This is a genomic window from Methylobacterium sp. CB376, assembly GCF_029714205.1.
Classification (GTDB): Bacteria; Pseudomonadota; Alphaproteobacteria; order Rhizobiales; family Beijerinckiaceae; genus Methylobacterium.
Map to the genome: position 1 here is coordinate 741,541 of NZ_CP121648.1, position 24,330 is coordinate 765,870.

18 protein-coding genes are annotated in these 24,330 nt (G+C 73.1%); 10 read left to right on the top strand and 8 right to left on the bottom strand.

Going from position 1 to position 24,330, the window contains the following annotated elements; translation table 11 throughout:
- Positions 1 to 124: 124 nt before the first annotated feature.
- Positions 125 to 2,614: an outer membrane protein assembly factor BamA gene (gene bamA, locus QA634_RS03230; RefSeq protein ID WP_012330616.1), complete on the top strand. Its 2,490-nt coding sequence runs from the start codon at positions 125 to 127 to the stop codon at positions 2,612 to 2,614.
- A gap of 417 nt (positions 2,615 to 3,031) precedes the next feature.
- On the opposite strand, the gene QA634_RS03235 is transcribed toward bamA, so the two are convergent.
- Positions 3,032 to 3,922, bottom strand: a complete 891-nt coding sequence (locus QA634_RS03235) for a LysR family transcriptional regulator (RefSeq protein ID WP_012330617.1) — start codon at positions 3,920 to 3,922, stop codon at positions 3,032 to 3,034.
- A gap of 443 nt (positions 3,923 to 4,365) precedes the next feature.
- Here QA634_RS03235 and QA634_RS03240 point away from each other — a divergent pair, with 443 nt between their 5' ends.
- From QA634_RS03240 to lpxB, 6 genes are all read left to right on the top strand, one after another.
- On the top strand, positions 4,366 to 5,061 hold the full coding sequence (locus QA634_RS03240) for a type 1 glutamine amidotransferase domain-containing protein (RefSeq protein WP_012330618.1): 696 nt from the start codon (positions 4,366 to 4,368) through the stop codon (positions 5,059 to 5,061).
- 188 nt (positions 5,062 to 5,249) lie between these two features.
- Positions 5,250 to 6,308 (top strand): UDP-3-O-(3-hydroxymyristoyl)glucosamine N-acyltransferase, encoded by a 1,059-nt coding sequence (lpxD, locus tag QA634_RS03245; protein WP_012330619.1) that lies wholly within the window; start codon positions 5,250 to 5,252, stop codon positions 6,306 to 6,308.
- A gap of 109 nt (positions 6,309 to 6,417) precedes the next feature.
- A complete protein-coding gene (fabZ, locus tag QA634_RS03250; protein ID WP_012330620.1) occupies positions 6,418 to 6,915 on the top strand; it encodes a 3-hydroxyacyl-ACP dehydratase FabZ in 498 nt (165 codons plus the stop codon).
- Positions 6,912 to 7,739, top strand: a complete 828-nt coding sequence (lpxA, locus tag QA634_RS03255) for an acyl-ACP--UDP-N-acetylglucosamine O-acyltransferase (RefSeq protein ID WP_012330621.1) — start codon at positions 6,912 to 6,914, stop codon at positions 7,737 to 7,739. Before fabZ ends, lpxA begins: the two co-directional genes overlap by 4 nt.
- Positions 7,740 to 7,747: 8 nt before the next feature.
- Positions 7,748 to 8,590: an LpxI family protein gene (locus QA634_RS03260; protein WP_012330622.1), complete on the top strand. Its 843-nt coding sequence runs from the start codon at positions 7,748 to 7,750 to the stop codon at positions 8,588 to 8,590.
- A complete protein-coding gene (gene lpxB, locus QA634_RS03265) occupies positions 8,587 to 9,753 on the top strand; it encodes a lipid-A-disaccharide synthase (protein WP_012330623.1) in 1,167 nt (388 codons plus the stop codon). The genes QA634_RS03260 and lpxB overlap by 4 nt, the downstream gene beginning before the upstream one ends.
- A 55-nt stretch (positions 9,754 to 9,808) precedes the next feature.
- Here the strand turns inward: lpxB and gltA are convergent, their stop codons facing one another.
- The gene (gltA, locus tag QA634_RS03270) at positions 9,809 to 11,101 is read right to left on the bottom strand and encodes a citrate synthase (RefSeq protein ID WP_012330624.1); all 1,293 of its coding nucleotides are present in this window, start codon (positions 11,099 to 11,101) and stop codon (positions 9,809 to 9,811) included.
- 315 nt (positions 11,102 to 11,416) lie between these two features.
- Positions 11,417 to 12,844, bottom strand: a complete 1,428-nt coding sequence (gene gltX / locus QA634_RS03275; RefSeq protein WP_210161185.1) for a glutamate--tRNA ligase — start codon at positions 12,842 to 12,844, stop codon at positions 11,417 to 11,419.
- A gap of 128 nt (positions 12,845 to 12,972) precedes the next feature.
- Between gltX and QA634_RS03280 the strand changes: the two genes are divergently transcribed.
- The 3 genes from QA634_RS03280 (at position 12,973) to QA634_RS03290 (ending at position 16,296) form a co-directional block, all read left to right on the top strand.
- The gene (locus QA634_RS03280) at positions 12,973 to 15,189 is read left to right on the top strand and encodes a ComEC/Rec2 family competence protein (RefSeq protein WP_012330626.1); all 2,217 of its coding nucleotides are present in this window, start codon (positions 12,973 to 12,975) and stop codon (positions 15,187 to 15,189) included.
- Between the two features lie 351 nt (positions 15,190 to 15,540).
- Positions 15,541 to 15,831, top strand: coding sequence for a hypothetical protein (locus tag QA634_RS03285; protein ID WP_012330627.1), 291 nt, complete (start codon positions 15,541 to 15,543; stop codon positions 15,829 to 15,831).
- A 51-nt stretch (positions 15,832 to 15,882) separates the two neighbouring features.
- On the top strand, positions 15,883 to 16,296 hold the full coding sequence (locus tag QA634_RS03290) for a hypothetical protein (RefSeq protein ID WP_012330628.1): 414 nt from the start codon (positions 15,883 to 15,885) through the stop codon (positions 16,294 to 16,296).
- Positions 16,297 to 16,501: 205 nt separating this feature from the next.
- Here QA634_RS03290 and QA634_RS03295 read toward each other — a convergent pair whose 3' ends face one another.
- From QA634_RS03295 to QA634_RS03315, 5 genes are all read right to left on the bottom strand, one after another.
- Positions 16,502 to 16,759, bottom strand: coding sequence for a hypothetical protein (locus QA634_RS03295; protein WP_018262661.1), 258 nt, complete (start codon positions 16,757 to 16,759; stop codon positions 16,502 to 16,504).
- A gap of 212 nt (positions 16,760 to 16,971) precedes the next feature.
- Positions 16,972 to 17,445 (bottom strand): YaiI/YqxD family protein, encoded by a 474-nt coding sequence (locus QA634_RS03300; RefSeq protein WP_012330629.1) that lies wholly within the window; start codon positions 17,443 to 17,445, stop codon positions 16,972 to 16,974.
- Between the two features lie 126 nt (positions 17,446 to 17,571).
- On the bottom strand, positions 17,572 to 18,225 hold the full coding sequence (locus tag QA634_RS03305; RefSeq protein ID WP_012330630.1) for a response regulator transcription factor: 654 nt from the start codon (positions 18,223 to 18,225) through the stop codon (positions 17,572 to 17,574).
- A gap of 21 nt (positions 18,226 to 18,246) precedes the next feature.
- Complete coding sequence (locus tag QA634_RS03310) at positions 18,247 to 20,727, bottom strand: TonB-dependent receptor (RefSeq protein WP_012330631.1); 2,481 nt, start codon at positions 20,725 to 20,727, stop codon at positions 18,247 to 18,249.
- Between the two features lie 765 nt (positions 20,728 to 21,492).
- Positions 21,493 to 24,087 (bottom strand): PAS domain-containing protein, encoded by a 2,595-nt coding sequence (locus QA634_RS03315; RefSeq protein ID WP_012330632.1) that lies wholly within the window; start codon positions 24,085 to 24,087, stop codon positions 21,493 to 21,495.
- Between the last annotated feature and the right edge of the window lie 243 nt (positions 24,088 to 24,330).

Below are 24,330 nucleotides of genomic sequence, written 5' to 3' on the forward strand. Positions count from 1 at the left end.
CGTTTGCTTCGCGGGGGATTCTCAGTAGAAGCGGGCGAGGACCAGACGGTCCCCGCCCTCCTCGCAGAGGGTCGGCGACCCGCGGGTGCGAACCCGGACCGATAAAAAAGAGACGGGCCATTTGATGATGTCGATGACAGGGAAGCGCGCGCGCGTGTCGGCCACTGGCGCCATCATGATGGCAGCCGGACTGGCCGCGGGTGGCGCGCAGGCGCAGCAGGTCGTCGTGCAGGGCAACAGCCGCGTCGACGCCGACACGGTGCGGTCCTACGTGACCGGCGTGTCGCCCGAGGAGGCCCGGCGCAATCTGATCGCGAGCGGGATGTTCTCGGACGTCCGGGTTTCCCAGAGCGGCGGCCGCACCGTGGTGACGGTGCGGGAGAACAACACGATCAACCGCGTCGTCTTCGAGGGCAACAAGAAGGTCGAGAAGAGCACTCTCGAGAGCATCGTCGAGGCGAAGTCCCGCGCGGGCTTCAACCCCGCCGTGGTCCAGTCCGACGTCGAGCGCATCCGCGAGGTCTACCGCCGCTCCGGCCGCGGTCTCGCCAAGGTCTCGTACCGGACGGTGGACCTGCCGAACGGCTCGATCGACGTGATCTACACTATCGACGAGGGCGACAAGACCGGCATCAGGGAGATCCACTTCGTCGGCAATCAGGCCTATTCCGAGGGTCGCCTCAAGGACCTGATGACCTCGACGGAGATGAACCTCCTCAGCTTCGTCAAGACCTCGGACGTCTACGATCCCGACCGGATCGCCAACGACCTCGACCTCGTGCGCCGCTACTACCTGAAGAACGGCTACGCCGATTTCCGGGTCGTCTCCGCGGATGCGCGCTTCGACGAGGGCGCGGGCGGCTGGATCATCACCGTCACGGTGGAGGAGGGTCGGCAGTACCGGGTCGGCGCGGTGGCGATCGACTCGCGGCTCGGCGGCGTCGACGGCGCGACCCTGCGCGACGAGATCCGCACCGAGGTCGGCGACGTCTACAACGCCGAGGACGTGGAGCGCACCCTGACCGGCGTCACCACCGAGGTGGCGCGCCGCGGCTATCCCTTCGCGCAGGTCCGCCCGACCGGCGAGCGCGACCGGGCCTCCGGCACCGTGGCCCTCGGCTTCGTGGTCGAGGACGGCCCGCGCGTCTACGTCGAGCGCATCAACGTCCGCGGCAACACCCGCACCCGCGACTACGTGGTCCGGCGCGAGCTCGATTTCGGCGAGGGCGACGCCTACAACCGCGTCCTCGTGGACCGGGCCGAGCGGCGCCTGAACGGGCTGGGCTTCTTCAAGAAGGTCCGCTTCTCGAACGAGCCGGGCTCGTCGCCCGACCGCGTCGTCGTCAACATCGACGTCGAGGATCAACCCACCGGCTCGTTCTCGGTGGCGGGCGGCTATTCCACGGCCGACGGCGTCATCGGCGAGGTCTCGGTCTCGGAGTCGAACTTCCTCGGCCGCGGCCAGTACGTGCGCCTCGGCGTCTCCGCCGGCCAGTACACCCGCGGCATCGACTTCTCCTTCACCGAGCCGTACTTCCTCGGCTACCGGCTGGCCGCCGGCTTCGACGTGTTCAGCAAGTACAGCGACCTGACCCGCTACTCGCGCTACGTGACCGACGTGACCGGCGGCCAGCTGCGCCTCGGCCTGCCGATCACCGAGGAGTTCGGCATCACGCTGCGCTACTCGCTCTACAACACGACCCTCAAGATCCCGAACACCCTGAAGCGCCCCTACAACGATTGCTCGTTCCCGCTCGCGGGCTACACGGCGGTCAACGCGCTCGGGCAGGCGCTCTACCCGAACTGCGCCTATGACGGCGAGGCCTCGATCGCCCTCAAGGAATCGGTCGGCGACACGCTCACCTCGCTGGCGGGCGTGACCCTGGCCTACTCGACCCTCGACAACCTGCAGCTGCCGCGCAACGGCTTCTACGGCGAGTTGAAGCCCGAATTCGCCGGTCTCGGCGGCGACTCGAAGTTCTTCCGCGTCACCGGCGAGGCCCGCTACTACAAGGAGCTGTGGGAGGACGTCGTCGGCTTCGTGAAGATCCAGGGCGGCCACATCATGCCGACCGAGGGCAACACGCTGCGGATCACCGACCAGTTCTTCCTCGGCCCGTCGCTGGTGCGCGGCTTCGCGCCGAACGGCATCGGCCCGCGCGACATCGGCTCGACCGATTCCCGCTCGAACGCGCTCGGCGGCACCACCTATATCGGCGGCACCGTCGAGGTGCAGTTCCCGATCTGGGGCATCCCGAAGGATATCGGCCTGAAGGGCGCCATCTTCGCGGATGCGGGCACGCTGTTCGGCTACAAGTCCAAGCGCACCTTCGACGTCAACGGCGACGGCATCATCAACGGCTTCAGCCCGGTCGGCGGCTGCAACTTCAACACGTTCACGATCGGCGTAGAGCCCGAATGCGTGAACGTGCGCGACCAGGCGACTCTGCGCTCCTCGGTCGGTGCCTCGATCCTCTGGAACTCGCCGCTGGGCCCGATCCGCTTCGACTACGCCTACGCCCTCACCCGGGACGAGGGCGTGCTGACGGCGGGCGGCAAGGTCGGCAAGGACCAGCTTCAGGCCTTCCGCTTCTCGGGCGGCTCGCGCTTCTGAGCCCTCCCGGACGCGGCAGGGCGCCGCCACGGCGGCGCGCCTCGGCAGGGATGATCGATGCGGCACCCGTTCCCCCCGGAACGGGTGCCGTTCCGTTGAATGCCCCACGCCGCCTCGGACCAGCGGTCATCCGACATCCGACGGATTGCTTCGCCATCTCCGATTTCGGCCATGCGGATGTCGTCCGCGCTCAGGCGCCGCGCTCAGGCGCCGCGCGGGCTTGGGATCCGGGACCCGCTTCGATCAAGCGGATCCCGGATCCCTCCTCATGACCGCTGGTTCCGTTCTCGACGTGTCGCCAAGCCCTTTTTGCGCCAGTCCTTTTTCCACCAAGCCTGTCTCGCCACGCCTTCGGCGTGGCGCCGAGAATTCGCGAGGCTCGACGGCCCGCCGCGCCGGCATCCCGGGTCGTCGGGATCACAGGGCCGGGCCGCCTCGCAGCAGGTGATCCCTGACCGTCACGACGCGCGGCTGGCGAAGCGCGCCCGGGTTCCAGGCCAGGTAGAGGGCGTTGTCCAGCCCCTCGCGGGCGGTCGGCAGCTCGGTCAGCCGCCCCAGCGCCAGCGCCTCGGCGCAGACGTAGTCCGGCAGCACCGTCCATCCCACGCCCGCCACCGCCATGCCGGTCAGGCGGCGCAGGTCGGGCGCCGTCGCGACGGCCTGCAGGTCCGGGAGCCCGTCGAAGACCTGCGCGAAGAAGGGCCGGATCAGCGGCAGGCCCTCGTCGTAGGCGATGCACGGCAGGCCGCGCAGGATGTCGGCCGCGACGATGCGGCCCTTCGCGCGCGCGGCGAGCGCCGGCGCCGCGACCAGCAGCAAGCGCTCGCGGCCCAGTTCGGCGAAGCCGAGGCCCCTGCCCTCCGGCAGCGAGGCGGTGACGGCCAGATCCGCGTGGCCCTCCCCCAGGGCGGCGTAGATGCGGTCGCGGCCCCCCGTCCCGATGCGCAGCCGCAGCCCCTGCGCCACCAGCGGCGCCAGCGCCGGCCCGATGCGCGCGGAGAGGTATTCGGCCGGACCGACCAGGTGCACGGTGCCGGAGAGCTGGCTCGAGCGGGCGCGGGCCGCCGCCATCACCGCGTCGATGCGGTCGAGGGCGGCCGCGACCGAGCGGGCGAGATCGTCGGCCGCCGGCGTCGGGCTCACGCCGCGCGCCTGCCGGACGAAGAGCGGCCTTCCGAGCTGCCCCTCCAGCGCCGCGACGTGGGCCGAGGCCGCCGGCTGGGTGATGCCGAGTTGCCGCGCCGCGCGGGTGATCGAGCCGGCGCGGTCGGCGCAGAGGAAGGTGCGCAAGGAGACGAGGTGGCTCATCGCCGGAAGCGGGCATGGGAATGTCCCCGTTCCCTACCGCGACGGGCGATGCCTGTCCTCTCCCTCGGGCAGGCATGGCCCGGGGGCCGACCCGAGCATGGCGGGGGCCGGTCGCTGGATGGCCCCGCCGCCTCGCCAGGTGGGCAGCCCGCCACGCGGCAGCGGCCTGCGGGTGACCCCGCGGAGCGGTCATCTCGATAGGCGCGACGAGCGCGACCGGATGGCCGCGAAGCGGTCGGCGCGACGGGTCGGCGCTGGGGGAGCCATCGGATCTCTGATCGGTCCTCCCACGAGGAGTGATTTCCGCCGCCGAGTCCGGCTTGGCAAGGTCCGGCTTGGCAAGGTCCGGCTTGGCAAGGTCCGGCGCGGCAAGGCCCGGTCCGGCAAGGTCCGGTCCGGCAAGGTCCGGCTTGGCAAGGTCCGGCTTGGCAAGGAGCACGCACATGGCCCGTTTCAGCATCCTGATGATCGCCACCTCGGCCGCGACGATGGGCGATCCGGCGAAGCCGACCGGCGTCTGGTTCGAGGAACTGGCGACGCCCTATTGCGCGTTCGTGGACGCGGGCGCGGCGGTGACGCTGGCGTCGATCGCCGGCGGACCGGTCCCGATCGATCCGCGCTCGGTCAAGCCGAAGGGCGAGAACGAGGCCGCCGTCGAGCGCTTCCTCGGCGATGCGGCGGCCTCGAAGGCGCTCGCCGAGACGCCTGCCATCGCGGCGATCGACGCCGAGGCCGACGACGCGGTGTTCCTGCCCGGCGGCCACGGCACCATGGTCGACCTGCCGGAGAGCGCGGCCCTGGCCGCGCTGCTCGGCAAGGCGTGGGCGCAGGGCAAGGTGGTCGCCGCCGTCTGCCACGGGCCGGCGGGGCTGGTGAACGCCAAGGCCGAGACCGGCGCGCCGCTGGTGCAGGGCCGCCGCGTGACCGGCTTCACCGACAGCGAGGAGCGCGCCGTGGGCCTCGACGCGGCCGTCCCGTTCCTCGTCGAAACGCGGCTGCGCGAGCTCGGCGGGGTCTACGAGCGCGCGGCCGATTTCCACCCCTTCGCGGTGGCGGACGGCCGGCTCGTGACGGGCCAGAACCCGGCCTCCTCGGCGCTCACCGCCAGGCTGGTCCTCGACGCGCTCGCCGCGCGCTGACCCGCGACGCCCCCGGCGGGACGAGGGAGTCGCCCGCCTCCCGGCCCCGGGGCCCGCCTCCCCGCATCCTCCCGGGCCGGCTCCGCGCGGAGCCGGCCTTTTTCGTTTGTGCCGCCCGGCGCGACCCGCTAGGGCGGGCCTCCGTCGCGGTGCCGTCCGGCCCGCCGGTCCTGCCGCGAGCGCCGAGCATGTCCGACCCGGTCTTCTTCCCCTTCGCCGGCCCGATCTCCCTGGGCGAGGTCGCGGCGCTGGCCGGGGCCGCCCTGCCGGCCGGCCTCGACGGCACCCTCGCGGTCGCGGGCGCCGCTCCCCTGGAGAGCGCCGGGCCGGACGACCTCGCCTACATGGACAATGCCAAGTACGCGGAGGCGCTCGGCCGCACCCGGGCGCGGGCCTGCCTGGTCTCGCCGCGCTTCGCCGCCCGGGTGCCGGAGGGCACGGCCGCGCTGGTGACGCCCCAGCCCTACCGGGGCTTCGCCCAGGTGCTGGCGCGGCTCTTCCCGAGCGCCGCGCGGCCGGGCTCGCTGTTCGGCGCCACCGGCGTCTCGCCGGGCTCCTTCGTGCATCCGGAGGCGCGGCTCGAACCCGGCGTGGTCGTCGATCCCGGGGTGGTGATCGGCCCCGGGGCGGAGATCGGCAGCGGGACCGTGCTGGCGGCCGGGGCGGTGGTCGGGCCGGGCACCCGGATCGGGCGCGGCTGCGCCATCGGGCCGGGCGCCTCGCTGCTCCACGCGCTGGTCGGCAACCGGGTCATCGTCCACGGCGGCGCCCGCATCGGCCAGGACGGGTTCGGCTTCGCCATGGGGGCGGGCGGGCACCTCAAGGTGCCGCAGGTCGGCCGGGTCATCATCCAGGACGACGTCGAGATCGGCGCCAACACCACGATCGACCGCGGCGCCAGCCGCGACACGATCGTCGGCGAGGGCACCAAGATCGACAACCTCGTGCAGATCGCCCACAACGTGGTGATCGGCCGCCACTGCGTGATCGTGGCCCAGGTCGGCATCTCGGGCTCGACCACCCTCGAGGATTACGTGGTGCTGGGCGGCCAGGTCGGCGTCGTCGGGCACCTGCGGATCGGCATGGGCGCGCAGATCGCCGGCTCCAGCAACATCAACAAGGACGTGCCGCCGGGCGCCCGCTGGGGCGGGACCCCGGCCAAGCCGGTGCGCGAGTGGTTCCGCGAGATGACGACGCTCAAGCGGCTCGCCGCGCGCGAGCGCGGGCCGGAGGACACGGACGGCTAGTTCCGCCCCCATACGGCCGCAAAGTCCTTGCATCGGCGGTCGCTTCCTCGCCATTGACGAGGCCCGTCCTCGGCCCGCCGGCCGATCCCGACCATCCTTGAGGCCGCGCATGGAGCCCGACGCGAAGTCCCCGACACCCGGCACGACCGAGACGCCCCGCGAATTGGCAACGGCCGACATCCTGCGGGTGATGGAGCTCCTGCCCCACCGCTACCCGTTCCTGCTCGTCGACAGGATCGTCGAGATCGACGGCGACTCCAGCTGCATCGGCATCAAGAACGTCACCATCAACGAGCCGCAATTCACCGGCCACTTTCCCAAGGTCCCGGTCTTCCCCGGCGTGCTGCTGGTCGAGGGCATGGCCCAGACGGCGGGCGCCATCTGCTGCGCCCACACGCTCACCCGGGACACGCGGCCGAGCCGGGTCTACCTGATGACGATCGACAAGGTGAAGTTCCGCAAGCCCGTCGTGCCCGGCGACACCGTCGAGTACCACATGAGGAAGCTGACGAACCGCCGCACCATGTGGTGGTTCCGGGGCGAGGCGAAGGTCGCGGGCACGCTGGTGGCGGAGGCCGAGATCGGCGCCATGCTGGTGACCGAATGAGCGCCGGCGGCTCCCCGGGCGAGGCGCGCATCCACCCGAGCGCCGTGGTCGAGGACGGCGCGGTGCTCGGCGAGGGCGTGCGCGTCGGTCCCTTCTGCCATGTCGGGCCGGAGGTGCGGCTCGGCGACGGGGTCGAGCTCGTGAGCCACGCGGTGGTGGCGGGCCGCACCAGCGTGGGCGCCCGCACGCGGATCTTCCCCTTCGCGTCGATCGGCCACCCGCCGCAGGACCTGAAGTACCGCGGCGAGCCCTCGAGCCTCACGATCGGGGCCGATTGCCTGATCCGCGAGGGCGTGACGATGAATCCCGGCACGGCCGGCGGCGGCCTGGAGACGGTCGTCGGCGACCGCTGCGCCTTCCTGGCCAACAGCCATGTCGGGCACGATTGCCGGATCGGCGACAACGTCGTGTTCTCGAACAACGTGATGCTCGCCGGCCACTGCACGGTGGGGGATTTCGCCATCCTGGGCGGCGGGGCGGCGGTGATCCAGTTCGCGCGGGTCGGCCCGCACGCCTTCGTGGGCGGCCTCTCGGGGCTGGAGAACGACCTCATCCCCTACGGGATGGCGCTGGGCAACCGGGCCTACCTCTCGGGCCTCAACATCATCGGCCTGCAGCGCCGGGGCTTCTCGCGGGAGGACATCCACGCGCTGCGGCGCGCCTACCGGCTGCTCTTCGCGCAGGAGGGCACGCTGATGGAGCGCGTCGAGGACGTGGCGGCGGAGTTCGAGACGCACCCGATCGTGCAGGAGATCCTCGCCTTCCTGCGCGAGGGCGGCAAGCGCTCGGTCTGCATGCCGCGCGAGACGCCGGGACCGGCCTGAGGCGCGCCATGGCGGGCGGCACCGTGGCGATCGTGGCGGGCGCGGGACGGCTCCCGCTCCTCGTCGCCTCGGCCCTCGACGCGGCGGGGCGCCCCTTCCGGATCCTGGCGATCCGCGGCTTCGCCGACCCGGCGACCCGGCGCCGCGCCCACGCCACCGTCGACCTCCTCGACGTGCGCGGCGCGCTGGCGCGCCTCGACGCGTGGCGGCCCTCGGGCGTGACCCTGGCGGGCGCGGTGTCCCGGCCGAGCCCGGCGGCCCTCCTCAACACGCTCGCGGCCCTGCGCAACCGGGACGAGCTGCGCTCCCTGGCGCAGGGGGGCGACGACCACCTGCTGCGCGGCGTGCTGGCGCTGCTGGAGGAGCACGGGCACCGCATCCTCGGCGTGCACGAACTCGCCCCCGGGTTGATGGCCCCGCCCGGCCCGCTCGGGGCGCGCCGGCCGGACGCCGCCGCCGAGATCTCGGTCGCGACCGGCCGGGCGCTGCTCGCGAGCCTCGCCGCCCACGATGTCGGGCAGGCGGCCGCGGTGGCGGGCCGGCGCGTGCTGGCGGTCGAGGGGCCGGAGGGCACCGACCGGATGCTCGCCCGCGTCCGCGGCCTCGCGCGGCGCCCCCTCGGCCTCGGGCGCCCTCCCGCGGGCCTTGTCCTGGTCAAGCTCGCCAAGAGCGGGCAGGACCTGCGGGTCGACTTGCCGGCGGTGGGCCCGCGCACGGTGCGGGCGGCGGCGGCGGCCGGCTGCGCCGGGATCGCGGTCGGCGCCGGCGACACGCTGATCCTCGACCGCGGCGAGACCGCCGCCCTCGCCGACGCGCTCGGCCTGTTCCTGATCGGCCTGGAGGCGGCGTGACGCGATCCCTGCGAATCTGGCTCGTCGCGGGCGAGGAATCCGGCGACCAGCTCGGCGCCAAGCTGATCCGGGCGCTGCGCGCGGCCGCGCCCGGGCCGCTCGCCCTCGCGGGGGTCGGGGGCGACGCCATGGCGGCGGAGGGCATGCCCTCCCTCTTCCCCCTGGAGGACGTCGCGGTGATCGGCTACCTCGCCGTGGCGGCGCGGATCCGGCTGCTGATGCGGCGCATCCGCGAGACGGTGCGGGCCTGCGTGGCGGCGCGGCCCGACGTGCTCGTCATCATCGACAGCCCGGGCTTCACCCACGCGGTGGCGAGCCGGGTGCGGCGCCGGCTGCCGGAGCTCGCCGTCGTCGATTACGTGAGCCCGAGCGTCTGGGCGTGGCGGCCCTGGCGGGCCAGGACCATGCGCGCCTACGTCGATCACGTGCTGGCGCTGCTGCCCTTCGAGCCGGAGGCGCATCGCCGCCTCGGCGGCCCGGCCTGCACCTATGTGGGCCACCCGCTGATCGAGCGCCTCGCGGAGCTGCGCCCGGACGAGGCCGAGGCGGCCGCGCGCGGGGCCGAGGAGCCGGTCCTCGCCGTGCTGCCGGGGTCGCGCCGCTCCGAGATCGAGCGGCTGATGCCGGTCTTCGGGGCGACCCTGGGGCGGCTGCGGGCGCAGGGGGCGCGCTTCCGGGTCGAATTGCCGGCGGTGGCGCGCCACCGCGCCCTGATCGAGGCGCGGGCCGCCGCCTGGCCGGTGACGCCGCGCCTCGTGGCGGGCGAGGCCGACAAGCACGCCACCTTCCGCCGGGCGCGGGCGGCCCTGGCGGCCTCGGGCACGGTCACCCTCGAACTGGCGCTCGCGGGCGTGCCGATGGTGGTGGCCTACCGGGTTCCGAAGATCGAGGAGGTGATCGTCCGCCGCCTGATCCAGGTGCCGACGATCGTGCTGCCGAACCTGATCCTCGGCGAGAACGCCATCCCCGAGCTGATCCAGGGCGATTGCCGGGCGGAGCGCCTCGCGGAGGCGCTGGGGCCGCTGCTCGCGGGCGGGCCGGCCCGGGAGGCGCAGGACCGGGCCCTGCGCCGCCTCGACGCCGCCATGCGGCTGCCGGACGGGGACGACCCGAGCCGCTCGGCCGCCCGGATCGTGCTGGCGGCGGCGCGCGGGCCGGCGTGAGGGTCCCGCGCCCCGCCGGGCGGGTCGCGGCCCGCCCGGCAGGAGTGCGCCGCGCTCAGCCGCGCTGCGAGATCGACACGTATTCGCGCTTGGGCGGCCCGACATAGAGCTGGCGCGGGCGGCCGATCTTCTGCGAGGGATCCTCGATCATCTCGGCCCATTGCGCGATCCAGCCCACCGTGCGGGCCAGGGCGAACAGCACCGTGAACATCGAGGTCGGGAAGCCCATCGCCTTCAGGGTGATGCCCGAGTAGAAGTCGATGTTCGGATACAGCTTCTTCTCGATGAAGTACTCGTCCTTGAGCGCGATCTGCTCCAGCTCGACCGCCACGTCGAGCAGCGGGTCGTCCTTGATGCCGAGCTCGGCCAGCACCTCGTGGGTGGTCTTGGCCATGATGCGGGCGCGCGGGTCGTAGTTCTTGTAGACCCGGTGACCGAAACCCATCAGGCGGAACGGGTCGTTCTTGTCCTTGGCCTTGGCGATGTATTCCGGGATGCGCTCGGGCCGGCCGATCTCCTCCAGCATCTTGAGCGCCGCCTCGTTGGCGCCGCCATGGGCCGGACCCCACAGGCAGGCGATGCCGGCCGCGATGCAGGCGAAGGGGTTGGCGCCCGAGGAGCCGGCCAGCCGCACCGTCGAGGTCGAGGCGTTCTGCTCGTGATCCGCGTGCAGGATGAAGATGCGGTCGAGGGCGCGCGCCATCACCGGGTTGGCGTGGTACTCCTCGCACGGCACCGCGAAGCACATCCGCAGGAAGTTCGACGTGTAATCGAGCTCGTTCTTCGGATACACGAAGGGCTGGCCGATGGAGTACTTGTAGGCCATGGCCGCCAGGGTCGGCATCTTGGCGATCATGCGCATGGAGGCGATCATGCGCTGCTTCTCGTCCGAGATGTCGGTCGAGTCGTGGTAGAAGGCCGAGAGGGCGCCGACGCAGGCCACCATGATGGCCATCGGGTGCGCGTCGCGGCGGAAGCCCTGGAAGAAGCGGTTCATCTGGTCATGCACCATGGTGTGGCGCGTGACCCGGTAGTCGAAATCGGCCTTCTGGGCCGCGGTCGGCAACTCGCCAAACAGCAGGAGATAGCAGGTCTCCAGGAAGTCGCCGTGCTCGGCGAGCTGCTCGATCGGGTAGCCGCGATAGAGGAGGATGCCCTCGTCGCCGTCGATGTAGGTGATCTTCGACTCGCACGAGGCCGTGGAGGTGAAGCCCGGGTCGTAGGTGAACATCCCGGTCTGGCCGTAGAGCTTGCCGATGTCGAGGACGCTCGGTCCGATCGTGCCGTCCTTCTGCGGCAGCTCCACCTGGCGGCCGTTCACCGTGAGGGTGCTGTGGGGGAAGCTCATGGGGTTTTGGACCCTTTCATCAACGGAATGAGCGTCGGGGCACGGGCCGCGGGACCGGCGCGGTTCGCGGGCGCGGGCGAGGCGGCGGGAACTTTGCTGCAGGTGCTCACTCGCCGACCGGGTTAGCGGATCGACGCAGCGTCTTCAACTGGACCGCCCGAACCGAGTGACAAAATTCACGCGCTGTTCATAAACTCCGCGAGCCCGGGCCGGGCGCCGTTGCCTGGGTCGGGACCGCGCCCGATTCGGGGCGCGGCGCACTGGCATGCCAAAACCGGCAGGCCAAGCAGGAAAAACCGGCAGGCCAAGCAGGAATCAGGCCGCGCGGGCCTGGTCCCGCAGGCGGCCGAGGCTCTCCTCCCGGCCGAGCACCGCCATCACGTCGAAGAGGCCCGGCGAGGTCGCGCGGCCGGTCAGGGCGGCCCGCAGGGGCTGGGCGACGTGGCCGAGCTTCACCGCGGCGGCCTCGGCGAAGTCGCGCACCGCCTGCTCGGTCGAGGCGGCGCTCCAGTCGGGCAGGGCCTCCAGCCGCGGCAGCACGCCCGCGAGCCGCTCGCGCCCGCCATTGCCGAGGAGCCCCTCGGCGCGCTCGTCGAGGGCGAGCGGGCGCGGGGCGTAGAGGTAGTAGGCGCTGTCGAGGAGTTCGATCAGCGTCTTGGCCCGCTCCTTGAGGCCCGGCATCGCGGCGAGGAAGCGCGCGCGCAGGGCGTCGTCGAACCGGGCGGGGAGGCCGCGGGCCGGCCCCTGGCTCGGCAGGATCGCCTCGATCGCCGCCACCAGATCGGCGTCCGACGTCGCCCGGATGTACTGGCCGTTCAGGTTCTCCAGCTTGGCGAAGTCGAAGCGGGCGGGCGAGCGCCCGATCTGCTTGAGGTCGAAGGCCGCCACCATCTCCTCGGTGGAGAACACCTCCTGGTCGCCGTGGCTCCAGCCGAGCCGCACGAGGTAGTTGCGCAGGGCCGCGGGCAGGTAGCCGAGGCCCCGGTAGGCGTCGACGCCGAGCGCCCCGTGGCGCTTGGACAGCTTCGCCCCGTCCGGCCCGTGGATCAGCGGGATGTGCGACATGCTCGGCACGGTCCAGCCGAGGGCGTGGTAGATCTGCGTCTGCCGCGCCGCGTTGGTGAGGTGGTCGTCGCCGCGGATCACGTGGGTGACGCCCATGTCGTGGTCGTCGACCACGACGGCCAGCATGTAGGTCGGCGTGCCGTCCGAGCGCAGCAGCACGAGGTCGTCGAGGTCCTTGTTCTGCCAGACGACGCGGCCCTGGACCTCGTCCTCGACCACGGTCTCGCCCTCGACGGGGGCGCGCAGGCGGATCACCGGCCTGACGCCGGGCGGGGCCTCGGAGGGGTTGCGGTCGCGCCAGCGGCCGTCGTAGCGCAGGGGGCGGCCCTCGCGGCGCGCCGCCTCGCGCATCTCGGTGAGTTCCTCGGGGCTCGCGTAGCAGCGATAGGCCCGCCCCGCCGCGAGCAGGCCCTCGGCCACCTCCCGGTGCCGGGCCGCGCGGGCGAACTGGTAGATCACGTCCCCGTCCCAGTCGAGGCCGAGCCAGGACAGGCCGTCGAGGATGGCCTCGATGGCGGCCTCGGTGGAGCGCTCGCGGTCCGTGTCCTCGATGCGCAGGAGCATCCGGCCGCCGTGCTTGCGGGCGTAGAGCCAGTTGAACAGCGCCGTGCGGCCTCCGCCGATGTGGAGGAAGCCCGTGGGCGACGGGGCGAAGCGCGTGACGACGGAGGACATCAGCAACGGGAACCGGTCAGCAGGAGGTGGGGACGGAGACCGGTGGGCGAAGATAGGTCCGGTCGACCCGTCGGCGACCCGTCCTGTAGCATGCGCGCGACCGGCCGTTAAGAAATCCACGGGGCGCGGCGATGGCGCGCGGAGAGGCGGGGACCGGGCTCGCGGTGCGGAGCGCCGCCGCGCTCGCGGCGGTCGCCCGCCCCGGCGATCTCGCGCGGGGCATCGGGACATGGACGGCGCGCCGCCTCGCCGAGGAGGCGGCGCAGCGCCGCCTGTTTCCCTGGCTCGCCGTCGCCTTCGGGGCGGGCATCCTCCTGGTCTTCGCGGGGGCGGACGGGCCGCCCGCCCCGGCGGCGCCGCTCGTCGTGGCCGGCCTGAGCGCGGCCGCGGCGATCGGCCTGCGCGCCCGGCCGGCCTCGCGCGCGGGCGCCCTCGGGCTCTGCGCCTTCCTGTGCGGCTTTTCGGCGGCGGCCTACCGGATCGGGGACGTGGCGGCCCCGGTCCTCGCCCGGACCTTGGTCGCGCCGCTCGCGGGCTTCGTCGAGGGGCTCGACGAGCGCGAGGAGGGCGCGCGGCTCGTGGTGCGGGTGGTGCGCCTCGGCGACCTTCCCGCCGGGGAGCGGCCGGAGCGGGTGCGCGTGTCCTACCGCAAGGCCGCGCCGCTGCGGCCGGGCGACTTCATCGAGGCGAAGGCGCGGCTGCTGCCGCCCCCGGAGCCGGCGCGGCCGGGCGGCTACGACTTCGCCCGCGACGCCTATTTCCGCGGCATCGGCGCGGTGGGCTCGCTCCTCGGCGCGATCGCGGTGCGGGAGCCGCCCGCCCCGCCTCCCCTCTCGCTGCGCGTCGCCGCCGCGATCGACGACGCCCGCAACGCCCTGACCCGGCGCATCACCGACGCCAATGGCGGCCAGGCCGGGGCGGTCGCCGCGGCCCTCGTCACCGGCAAGCGCGGGCTCATCGACGGGCCCACCAACGACAGCCTGCGGGCGGCCGGGATCTACCACGTCGTGTCGATCTCCGGGCTCCACATGGTGCTGGCGGCGGGGGTGGTGTTCTGGCTCGCCCGGGCGCTCCTCGCCCTCGTCCCGGGCCTCGCCCTGTTCTGGCCGATCAAGAAGATCGCGGCCGGCCTCGGCATGGCCGGGGTGACCGGCTACTGCGTCTTCTCCGGCTGGGACATCGCGGCCGAGCGCTCCCTGATCATGACGCTGATCATGCTGGGGGCGATCCTGGTCGACCGGCCGGCCCTGTCCCTGCGCAACCTCGCCCTCGCGGCCCTGATCGCCCTCGCCCGCGAGCCCGAGGGGCTGCTCGGCCCGAGCTTCCAGATGTCCTTCGCGGCGGTGGCGGGCCTCGTCGCCTGCGCGCGGCTCCTCGACGGGCGGCTCTTCGCGGCGCCGGGGGCCGGGCCGCTCGGGCGCGCCCTCGCCTGGGTCGCCGGCACCCTGGTCGGCACGCTCGCGACGACGCTGGTGGCCCAGGTCGCGACCGCCCCCTTCGCCACCTACCACTTCCAGAACATCCAGCCCTTCGGGGTGGTCGGCAACGCCCTCACCCTGCCCCTGGTCTCGGTGGTGGTGATGCCGGCCGCCGTCCTCGGCATGCTCGCCTACCCCTTCACCCTCGACCGGCCGGTCTGGTGGACCATGGGCCTCGCGGTGCGGGGCATGCTCGACATCTCGGCCTGGATCGCGGGCTTCGACCACGCGGTGGTGATCGTGCCGGCCTTCGGGGCGGGGGCGCTCGGGCTCCTCACCGCCGCGCTCCTGCTCCTGACCCTGCCGAGCCCGCGGCTGCGCGTCCTCGGCGTGCTGCCGGCCCTCGTCGGCGTCGCGCTCGCCGCCAGGGCCGAGCGGCCCGACCTCTACGTCGATCGCGAGGGGGCGGGCGCGGCGCTGCGGGGGGCGGACGGGCGCCTCGCCAGCCTCGGCCGGCCGCCGGCCTTCGGCCTGGAACAATGGCTGCGCGCGGACGGCGATGCCCGCCCGCGCGGCGACCCGAGCCTCGCCCGGGCCGAGCGCTGCGACGCGGTGGGCTGCGTCGCCACCGCCCGCAACGGCTGGCGGGTCGCCCTGGTCAGGGACAAGCGCGCCTTCGAGGCGGATTGCGCCCGGGCCGACATCGTCATCGCGCGGGCGACGGCGCCGCCGGGCTGCGCGGCGCGGCTCGTCCTCGACCGGGCCTTCCTGGCCGCCCACGGCGCCACGACGGTGCGCTTCGCCCCCGAGGGACCGGTCGTGACGACGGCCCGCCGCCCCGGCGGGCAGCCGGCCTGGCGCCCGCCCGCCCCGCCGCTCCCCGCGCCGGCCCCCGCCCCGGAGGCCGAGGAGGCCGAGCGGGAGCCGTGAGCCGGCGCCGCGCGAGGAGCCGGGCAGCTTGCCCTCGCGGATTAAACTGCTTAGCTTCATTCGCAGCCCCCGCCCGGCACCTCCGGTGCGTGCTCGCGAGCGCGGGCTGACGGCCCGCCGGTGCGGGCTCACGGCCCGCCGGTGCGGGCTCACGGCCGTCCCTGCGGGGGCGATCGCGCGGCCCGCAGGGCCGCCGACATCGGGCGCCCCGCCGCGGCACCCCGCGTCTTCGCGCCTGGACCGGGCGCGGAAGGCGCTTTTCCACCGCCCGTCGGACGCGGCCGCCCTCGGCGCCGGTGCGACCGGACCTCCGCGGGCCCCCGGCCCGCTCCCTGCGCGAGAGGACACGCGATGATCGATCACGAGCGCCGCCTGCTCATGAAGGCCGCCCGCACCGAGGAGGGCCGCATCTCGGTGAAGCGCGACCCCGACCGCTCCTGGCCGGGCGACCACAGCCGGCTCTGCGCCCTGGAGAACGAGGGTCACCTGCACTTCCTGGGCGAGCAGGCCGGTCCGCATATCGGCGGCACCTTCGCGGTCTGGCAGATCACCGAGCGCGGGCGCGCCACGCTGCGGCGCAAGGAGGCCGCGCCGCGGGGGCGCGACGCGGTGCCGTTTGGGGTCGAGGCCCGGCAGGGTTAACATGCCTCGCGCCGTCAGCTCGGGCGGCAGGTGGCCGGCCTGTGAGGAGCGATGGAATTCGTCTGCGACGCCGAGGGGGGCAAGACCTGGTTCCGCATCGAGACCGAGGCGGAGGCGATCCGCGAATCGGCCCTGATGGGTCACGCCGTCGAGAAGCACTTCCGGCAGGCGGAGGCCCGCGCCCGGGCCTCCTACGTGCCGCCGCCCGGTCCCTTCATCGAGCGGGAGATCGGCCTCAAGGCGCACCTCGCCCGCACGATGCCGCGCTTCTACACCCTGCGCGACCCGGAGGGCGGCGGGCTCGCCACCGCCATGGTGCCGCAGCGCGAGGATGCCTGCCCGATCATCGTCGGGCAGGGCAACCGCGACCCCTACGTGGCGCACGCGGCGGCGATCCGGACGCTCGCCGCCCATCTCGGGCGCGACCTCGACCGGACGCGGTGCTACCCCTACGGGCGGGGGTAGCGGCGCGGCGGCGCTCACACCCGTGCGGTCCCATCGTCCCTCCGTGGCGGCAGCGCCAAGCCAGGCAGGCCGAGCACCGATCGATTGATCCGCTGTCGTATCACGACCTCTCAGGGCAGCGCCCCGATGAGGCGCTTGGCGTCCGTGACGATGGTCTCGCAGGCGCGCCGGTTGCCCTCGCGATCCTCGGCCAGGGCCTCCTGGATCAGCAGCCGGGCCGCCGCGACGGCTCCCGGGTCGGCGTCAGCTGCGGGTCGCTCGGCGTCCCCTGGAGGAGTCGCGGCAGGGCCTTCGATCCCGTGGTCAGGCTGTGGCCGGGTTCGAGGCCCGCCACGCGCAAGGCGCCCGGGCTGTCGAGCCGGCGCTGCAGGGCGGCGACCTGATCGGCGCAGGGAGAGGCGAGAGCGTGCCCTCCGGCGAGCCCCGAGAGAGCACAGCAGAGGGCGAGGAAGGCAGCACGCATCGGGATCGTCCATCCTGAGCATCATTCGCCGAAGCGGTCACCGCTTCGGCGGCGACGATGATGCGAAGACGGAAGTCTAAGCAGAAGCGCCGCACGCCGTTCTGCCGAGTCGGGCGGGTCCGCGACCGCGCCGGACGCCACCCGTGTGCGCCGCAGCAGGGGGCGGGGCCTTGATGCCGATCAAGGCCGTCCCGCGCGGCGGCCGCGGGACCTCAGCCCGCCCGGGCCCTGCGCAGCCGCACGATGGCGCGGTCGAGGGCGCCCAGGAACGCCGAGCGATCCTTGGCGGAGAAGGGCCGCGGGCCGCCCGAGACGAGGCCTGCCTCGCGCAGATCCTGCATCAGGTTGCGGGTCGCCAGGGCCATCCCGATCGAGGATTCCGTGAACGCCTTCCCGGTGGGGGCGAGCACCGTCGCGCCGGAGCGCACGCAGCGGTCGGCGAGCGGCACGTCGGCCGTGACCACGACGGCGCGCGGGCCCGCCCGCTCAGCGATCCAGTCGTCCGCCGCGTCGAGGCGTCCGGGCACCACGACGCGCTCGATCCAGGGCTCGCGGGGAACGTTGATGAAGCTGTTGGCGACCACGAAGACGCGCAGCCCGTGGCGGGCCGCGACGCGGTAGACCTCGTCCTTCACCGGACAGGCATCCGCGTCCACGAAGACCGCGATCTCATCCGACTCACTCACGCCGATCTCCCGCGCTGCGGGCGGCGGGAGCGGGTCCGGCGCGGCCGCCCGGCCACCGACCGTCCAGGTGGTTGCCCGGCGCGGCGGCGGCAAGGCGCGGCGGCGGCAAGGCGCGGGGGCGGCCCGTCAGCATGGATCGGCGGCGAGGCGGATCGCGACCGCCTCCCGGTGCCGCAGGGCGAAGCGGACCAGCCCGGGCCGGTCGCCGGCCCGGACCCGCTCGCGGATCACCGCCACCTCGTTCGAGACGGTCTTCGCGCTGACCAGCAGCGCCTCTGCCGCCTGCCGCTGGGAGCGGCCCTCGGCCATGAGCCGCAGGATCCGCAGCTGGCGCCCCGTCAGCCCGTCGAGCGGGTCCGCGGACCGGGCGGGCGCGGCCAGGGCGAGGGCCAGGTCGGCCGTCAGGTAGCCCTTGCCGGCGCGGACCCGGCGATAGGCGCGGGCGAACTCGGCGAGCCCCGCGGCCTTGCTCACGTAGCCGAGGGCGCCCGCGCGCAGGGCCAGTGGGGCGAGGCCGGGCGCATCGCACCGGCTGAAGACCAGCACGCGCGGGGCCGGATCGCGCTCGCGCAGCAGGCGCCGGATCAGGGCGAGCCCGCCGAGCGGCGCCCCCAGGAAGGCCAGGTCGGTGACGACGAGGGACGGCCGATGCACCCGGGCCAGGCGCTCGCCCTCCTCCGGGCTGCCGGCCGTCAGGACGGTGGCCCCCATGGGTTCCAGCAGCCCGCGCAGCGCGTCGCGGACGATCGGGTGACCGTCGACGAGCAGCACCCCGTCCATCGCCGCGCGTCCCGGCGCTCCTCACCAGGTCACGCGCATGCCGCCGTAGACCGAGAGCGGCTGCAGCAGGGTCGTGCTGCGCGGGTCGGTCAGCGCATAGCGGTTCGCGAAGGCCGCGCTCGGCTCGATGAACGTCCCGAAATTCGCCACCCGCGTGTTGGTCAGGTTCGTCACCAGACCGAACAGCTGCACCTCCCGCGACACTTGATAGCTCGTCGTCAGGTTCACCAGCGCGTAGGGCGCCAGCTTCCGGTTCAGGTTCGACTCGTCGCCCCGGAAAAACGACGACGAGAACGCCGCCACGTTCATCCCGAGCCGCCACTCCGGCGTCACCGCGACCTCGAACCCCGCCTTGATCTGGTGCTCGGGCACCAGCGGAACCTTGTTGCCCGGACGCACCCGGATCAGCCCGTCCCCGCTCGCCAGGGGGTTGTTGGGCGACGACAACTCGCCCTGGAACTGGAAGGTCGCGTCGATCAGCGCGTAGTTGGCATAGAGGCTCACCCGCTCCGCCGCGTACTCCGCCGCCACCTCCACACCCTGGCGCCGGGTCGCCGGCACGTTCACGTAGTAGCCCCGGGCCGCGTTGCCCGGCACCGCTACCTGCAGGATGTCGTGGGTCAGGTCGGTGCGGAACAGGCCGAGCTTGTAGCTCAGCAGCCCGCCCTCGTAGAAGTCCGGCACCGCGCCGCGCAGGCCCGCCTCGTAGGTCTGGGCCTCGACCTGCTTGAGCGGCGGGTCGGCGACCAGCGAGTTGGGCAGCAGGCAGGGCCGGTTCGGGTTGGCGCAGGCGAGTTCGAGCGGGGTCGGAGCGCGGTTGGACTCGGAGTAGCCGCCGTAGAGGCTGAGCCAGGGCGCGACCCTGTAGGTCAGGCCGGCAACCGGGTTGACGCGGGTGTAGTAGTGGGTGCCGGTGACGTCGGGCGAGAAGCCGGTCAGGTCCCGGGTCGCGATGCGGGCGAAGTTCAGGCGGGCGCCGGCGGTGAGCGAGAGTTGCTCGGTGAGGTCGAAAGTGTCGAGGGCGTAGAGGCCCATGTAGAGGTTGGAGCCGATCACGCTGCTGGGAGCGATGCCGAGGGCGGCGGCGGTGCGCAGGGGCCCGGTGCCGAGGCCCGGGACGAGCCCGTAGGTGAGGTTGAGCGGGTCGGTGGTGACGCTCAGATCCGGGTTGATGAGGCCGAGCAGGCTGGCGGACTTGAAGCTGTAATCGGCGACGTCGATGCTGCCGCCGAGGATGAAGGTGTTGCCGTGATCGAGGAGGCGGTCGCGGTTGGTGGCCTGGAGCGAGCCGCCCCAGCCGGTCGCCTCGGTCTTGACCGTGTCGAGGGTGCCGTACGGGATGCCCGCCCGGAACGGAACCCTCTCGCCGTTCGGTCCCAGGATCAGGAACTGGTTGCGGAACTGGGCCTGGGTCTGGCCGGGCGCGGCGGTGAACCCGTCATCCTCGAAGCAGAGGAAGCCGCGGAAGTTGGAGCGGGTGCTGCAATTCTCGAAGTTGCCGTCGTTGCCGTCCACGTAGCGCTGGCTGAAGCGGCGCAGGTAGGCGTTGCCCGCCAGGTCCCAGCCCGGCGTCAGGCTGACCCGCCCGGTGACCTGGATCTGCCCGACCTCGGTGTCGGTGGTCTGCGGGTTGGTGAAGATCGCCCGCTCGTCCGCGCGGCTCAGGTCGACCGGGGTCGCCGCGGCGGCGCCGAAGAAGGTCTTGGCGCCCGAGGCGATGAGGTGGAACTCGGAATCGAGGCTGCGGTGGCCGAGATCGGCGTAGACCCGGCCGATCTCGGAGGGCGACCTGTAGCGCCAGCCGTCGTCCTTGAGCCCCTCGCCCGCGAAGTAGAAGCTCCACGGCCCGACCACCTCGCCGTACTGCAGGGTGCCCAGGATGCGCCCGTCCGAGCCGCCCGCCACCGAGACCTCGCGGCCCTGCCAGGTGAAGCCGTTCTTCATCTCGACGTTGACCGCCCCGCCCAGCGCGTTGAGGCCGAAGATCGGGTTGCCGGTGACGATGTCGATGCGGTTGATGGCGACGGAGGGGATCAGGTCCCAGTTGACGACGTCGCCGAAGGCCTCGTTGATGCGGGTGCCGTTCTGGTAGACGGCGAGGCCCTGGGGAGCGCCCTGGACCGGCGAGGCGTCGAAGCCGCGATAGGTAAGGGTCTGGCGGAAACCGTTGCCCTGGCCGTCGGAGAGGCTGACGCCCGGGGTGGTGCGGGCGAGCGTGAAGGTGGGATCGAGGGTGGCGCGGTCCTGCGCGATCTGGCGGGCCGAGACGGTCTCGACCGTGAAGGGGACCTTGGCGAGCGGCAGGGCGCCGCCGGCGGCGACGGGGGCGCCGCCCTCCGCGCGGCGCAGGCCGCCCGCGCCCGCGACCGGGGTGACCGGGACCACGTCGATCTGCTCGAGGGCGATCGGGCCACTCTGGGCGGCCGCCGGTCCGACGAGGACGGGCGCGGTGCAATGCGCGAGAACCGTCGTGACCAAGAGAGCGCGGCGCAGCGCCACCATCGTGTTCCCCCGATTCATGAGAATTTCTTAGATATCGCGGAGCCGTTCCCGCCTTCTCGGCATACGAAAACCGCGTTTCAGCCGCAATCGACCAGCCATCTCGGCGCGATCACCGGCATTGGATCATCGCGATGGGGCGCAAACTGTATCATAATCATCACATCTGGCCGAGACGAATGGGAAATTCTCTCGGGAATACTTAGGAATCAATTTTGCCGCTTGTTCCCGGCCGGGGCGCGTCGCCGCGCCGCGCGGCCCGGCACCGCCATCGGTCCGTTCTTCACGCAACCGTAACCGTCTTCCGACCGCAAACGTCTCCGTATTTCATCATTTTTGCTATCCGAAAGCGTTTTGATCCGGACAGATGCCGGTGAATATCAGACATTCATCCTGATTTGATCGCCCAGATCGTCGTGCGTGACGGCTCTTTCTTCCGAAGAGACGCGCGTGGAAATTTCGCCATCGTCACTGCAGCGACCGCCCGTCGCTCAGCATGGCTGTGTTTATGGGAATAGATTGTAATTTAGCACTGCAGAAGCGAACGCAGCTGCAGGCCGCGACGGACGCGACCGCGCTCGAACTCGGCAAGACGCCGCTCGCGACGGACGGCGCGCCCCTCCGGCGGACGGCCGTGCAGTGCATGGCGAGCAACTTGCCGAGTAACTTGCCGGGCATCTTGCCGAGCGTCGGCCCCGCCGTGATCCGCTCGGCTTTCCGAGCAACCCGCGCACGATCCTGCCGCGCCCGACCGGCTCGGAACCGCGATCAGGGGCGGGCCTCCGCGGGCGCCCCGGCCTCAAGGATCGCCTGGACCTTCGCGGCGAGCGCCTCGATCGCGAAGGGCTTGGTGATCATCGCCATGCCGGCCTCGAGATGGCCGCCGCCGAAGGCGGCGTTCTCGGCGTAGCCGGTGATGAACAGCACCCTGAGGTCCGGCCGCGCGCCCCGGGCCTGGTCGATCATCTGGCGCCCGTTGAGGCCCGGCAGCCCGACATCCGTCACGACGAGGTCGACGGGGGCGGCCTCCAGGGCGGCGAGGCCCGCCGGGCCGTCCGCCGCCTCCCGCACCCGGTAGCCGCGGTCGCTCAAGGTCTCGGCGATGAGCGCGCGCACGGTCGGATCGTCCTCGACGACGAGGATCGTGCCCGTCCCGGGCCCGCGGGCCGGGGCGGGACGCGGCGCGAGGGACGCGGCGGCGGGGCCGTGGTGGCGCGGCAGGATCAGGCTCACCTCGGTGCCGCGCGCGACCTCCGAGGCGATGCGCACCTGCCCGTCCGACTGCTTGGCGAAGCCGTAGATCATCGACAGGCCGAGCCCCGTGCCCTCGCCGAGGGGCTTCGTCGTGAAGAACGGCTCGAACGCGCGCGCCGCCACGTCCGGCGGCATGCCGGCGCCCGTGTCGCGGACGGCGATCCGCACGTAGTCGCCCGGCGCCGGCCCGTCCTCGCCCGCCAGCGCGGCCCCGTCGAGGCGCAGATTCGCGGTCGCGATCGTGAGCCGCCCGCCCTCCGGCATCGCGTCGCGGGCGTTGATCGCGAGGTTGAGGATGGCGTTCTCCAGCTGGTTGGGGTCGCACAGGGTCGCCCAGAGATCCTCGGCGAGATCGAGGTCGAGGGCGACGCGCTCCGACAGGGTGCGCCGCAGCAGGTCGCCCATCGAGGCGACGAGGGCGTTGGCGTCGACGCCCCGCGCCGCCAGGGGCTGGCGGCGCGCGAAGGCGAGCAACCGGTGGGTGAGCGCCGCGGCGCGCTGCGCCGAGGCGGTAGCGAGGTCGGCGTAGCGCGGCAGGGCGTCGAGCCGCCCCTCGGCGAGGCGCGCGCGCAGCAGGTCGAGGGCGCCCGTGATCCCGGTGAGGAGGTTGTTGAAGTCGTGGGCGATGCCGCCGGTGAGCTGGCCCACCGCCTCCATCTTCTGCGCTTGGCGCAGCCGCTCCTCGACCCGGCCGCGCTCGGCCATCTCGGCGGTGAGCCGCGCATTCGCCTCCTCGAGGGCCGCCGTGCGCTCGCGGACCAGGATCTCCAGCGTCTCGCGGCCCCGCGCCAGCGTCTCGCGGGCGCGCACTTGGTCGTCGATGTCGGTGCAGGTGCCGAACCAGCGCTGGATCGCCCCGCTGGCGGGGTCCCGGAGCGGGACCGCGCGGCCGAGCACCCAGCGGTGGACGCCGTCGCGGCGGCGCAGGCGGTACTCGATCTCGTAGGTCTCCCCGGTGGCGAGGGCGCGTCGCCAGCGCCGCCACGCCTCGGCCCGGTCGTCGGGATGGAAGATCGCGTTCCAGCCCTCCCCGTCCGTCGAGCCGGGCGCCACGCCGGTGAACTCGTACCAGCGGGAATTGTAGTAGTCGTGGTAGCCGTCCGGCAGGGTCGACCAGACCATCTGCGGCATCGACTCGGCGATGGCCCGGAACTTCATCAGGCTGTCGGCCATGGCGGCCTCGGCCGCCTTCTCGGCCGTGACGTCGATGGCGAGCAGGTGGAAGCCCCCGTCCTCCGCCGGCACGTACTGCACCCGCACGTCGCGCGCCGCACCCCCGGGGCGCGCCGCCCTTCCGGGGCGCGGCAGCCTGATCTCGAAGCGGGCGGGCTCGCCGGCGAGCGCCCGCGCGATGTGGGGCCGGCGCTCCGCGTAGGCCCCCTCCCCGATCACCTCCCGCAGGGAGCGCCCGACGATCCGCTCCGGGCTCAGGCCGAACCAGGTCTCGTAGTGGCGGTTGACGAAGCGGTAGACCTCGTCCCGGTCGATCGTCGCGATCAGGACCGGGAGCGCGTCGGTGATGAGCCGCAGGTCGTGGCGGCTCGCCCGGGCGGCGGCGAGCGCCCGGTCGCGCTCGGCGAGGGCGCGGCGCAGCTCGATCTGCGTCATCACCTGCCGGGCGAGCGCCGCGAGCGCGACGAGTTCCTCCTCGGACAGGCCGCCCGGCCGCGGCGCGGTGTCGAGGACGCAGAGCGCCCCGAGGGGCAGCCCGTCCCGGCCGACCAGCGGGTGGCCGGCGTAGAAGCGCAGGCCCGGCGGCCCGGTCACCAGCGGGTTTCGCGCCGTGCGGGGGTCGCGCGCGAGGTCCGGGATGACGAGCGGCCCGGCCAGGCCCAGGGCATGGGCGCAGACCGAGGCGTCCCTCCCGGTCTCGCGCAGGGCGAGGCCCGAGGCGGCCTTGAACCATTGGCGCGTCTCCGCGACCAGGCTGATCAGCGCCATCGGCGCCCGGCAGGCCTGCCGGGCGATCTGCACCGCGTCGTCGAATTCGGGCTCGGGCGGCGTGTCGAGGATCCCGCAGGCGTCGAGCGCGGCCAGCCGCTCGCGCTCGCTCCAGCCCGCGGGCTCGCGGGAGGGGGTGGTCGGACCATCATCGCGCGGGAGGGTCATCGGCTGTCACGGTCCGCCGGCCGATCAGGCGGCCGCACCTTGGGCAAGAGCGTCGGGGCAAGAGCGTCGGGGCAAGAGCGTCGGGGCAAGAGCGTCGGCGATAGCCGCCCCCTGCCCCTGAGACAACCGGGCGCGCGCCGGCGCGGGGCCCCGGCGTGATTCCGTCGCAGGGTTGCGGCAGTGGTTGCAATGCCGCGACCGAATCGCTAACTTGTTGAAAGTGCTGTAGTTTTCAAGAGTTCT

What these genes read in the sequence shown, in the direction of transcription:
- bamA (WP_012330616.1), top strand. Translation starts at nt 125, where the DNA reads ATGATGTCGATGACAGGGAAGCGCGCGCGCGTGTCGGCCACTGGCGCC.
- QA634_RS03235 (WP_012330617.1), bottom strand. Translation starts at nt 3,922, where the DNA reads ATGAGCCACCTCGTCTCCTTGCGCACCTTCCTCTGCGCCGACCGCGCC.
- QA634_RS03240 (WP_012330618.1), top strand. Translation starts at nt 4,366, where the DNA reads ATGGCCCGTTTCAGCATCCTGATGATCGCCACCTCGGCCGCGACGATG.
- lpxD (WP_012330619.1), top strand. Translation starts at nt 5,250, where the DNA reads ATGTCCGACCCGGTCTTCTTCCCCTTCGCCGGCCCGATCTCCCTGGGC.
- fabZ (WP_012330620.1), top strand. Translation starts at nt 6,418, where the DNA reads ATGGAGCCCGACGCGAAGTCCCCGACACCCGGCACGACCGAGACGCCC.
- lpxA (WP_012330621.1), top strand. Translation starts at nt 6,912, where the DNA reads ATGAGCGCCGGCGGCTCCCCGGGCGAGGCGCGCATCCACCCGAGCGCC.
- QA634_RS03260 (WP_012330622.1), top strand. Translation starts at nt 7,748, where the DNA reads ATGGCGGGCGGCACCGTGGCGATCGTGGCGGGCGCGGGACGGCTCCCG.
- gltA (WP_012330624.1), bottom strand. Translation starts at nt 11,101, where the DNA reads ATGAGCTTCCCCCACAGCACCCTCACGGTGAACGGCCGCCAGGTGGAG.
- QA634_RS03280 (WP_012330626.1), top strand. Translation starts at nt 12,973, where the DNA reads ATGGCGCGCGGAGAGGCGGGGACCGGGCTCGCGGTGCGGAGCGCCGCC.
- QA634_RS03285 (WP_012330627.1), top strand. Translation starts at nt 15,541, where the DNA reads ATGATCGATCACGAGCGCCGCCTGCTCATGAAGGCCGCCCGCACCGAG.
- QA634_RS03290 (WP_012330628.1), top strand. Translation starts at nt 15,883, where the DNA reads ATGGAATTCGTCTGCGACGCCGAGGGGGGCAAGACCTGGTTCCGCATC.
- QA634_RS03295 (WP_018262661.1), bottom strand. Translation starts at nt 16,759, where the DNA reads ATGCGTGCTGCCTTCCTCGCCCTCTGCTGTGCTCTCTCGGGGCTCGCC.
- QA634_RS03305 (WP_012330630.1), bottom strand. Translation starts at nt 18,225, where the DNA reads ATGGACGGGGTGCTGCTCGTCGACGGTCACCCGATCGTCCGCGACGCG.
- QA634_RS03310 (WP_012330631.1), bottom strand. Translation starts at nt 20,727, where the DNA reads ATGGTGGCGCTGCGCCGCGCTCTCTTGGTCACGACGGTTCTCGCGCAT.
- QA634_RS03315 (WP_012330632.1), bottom strand. Translation starts at nt 24,087, where the DNA reads ATGACCCTCCCGCGCGATGATGGTCCGACCACCCCCTCCCGCGAGCCC.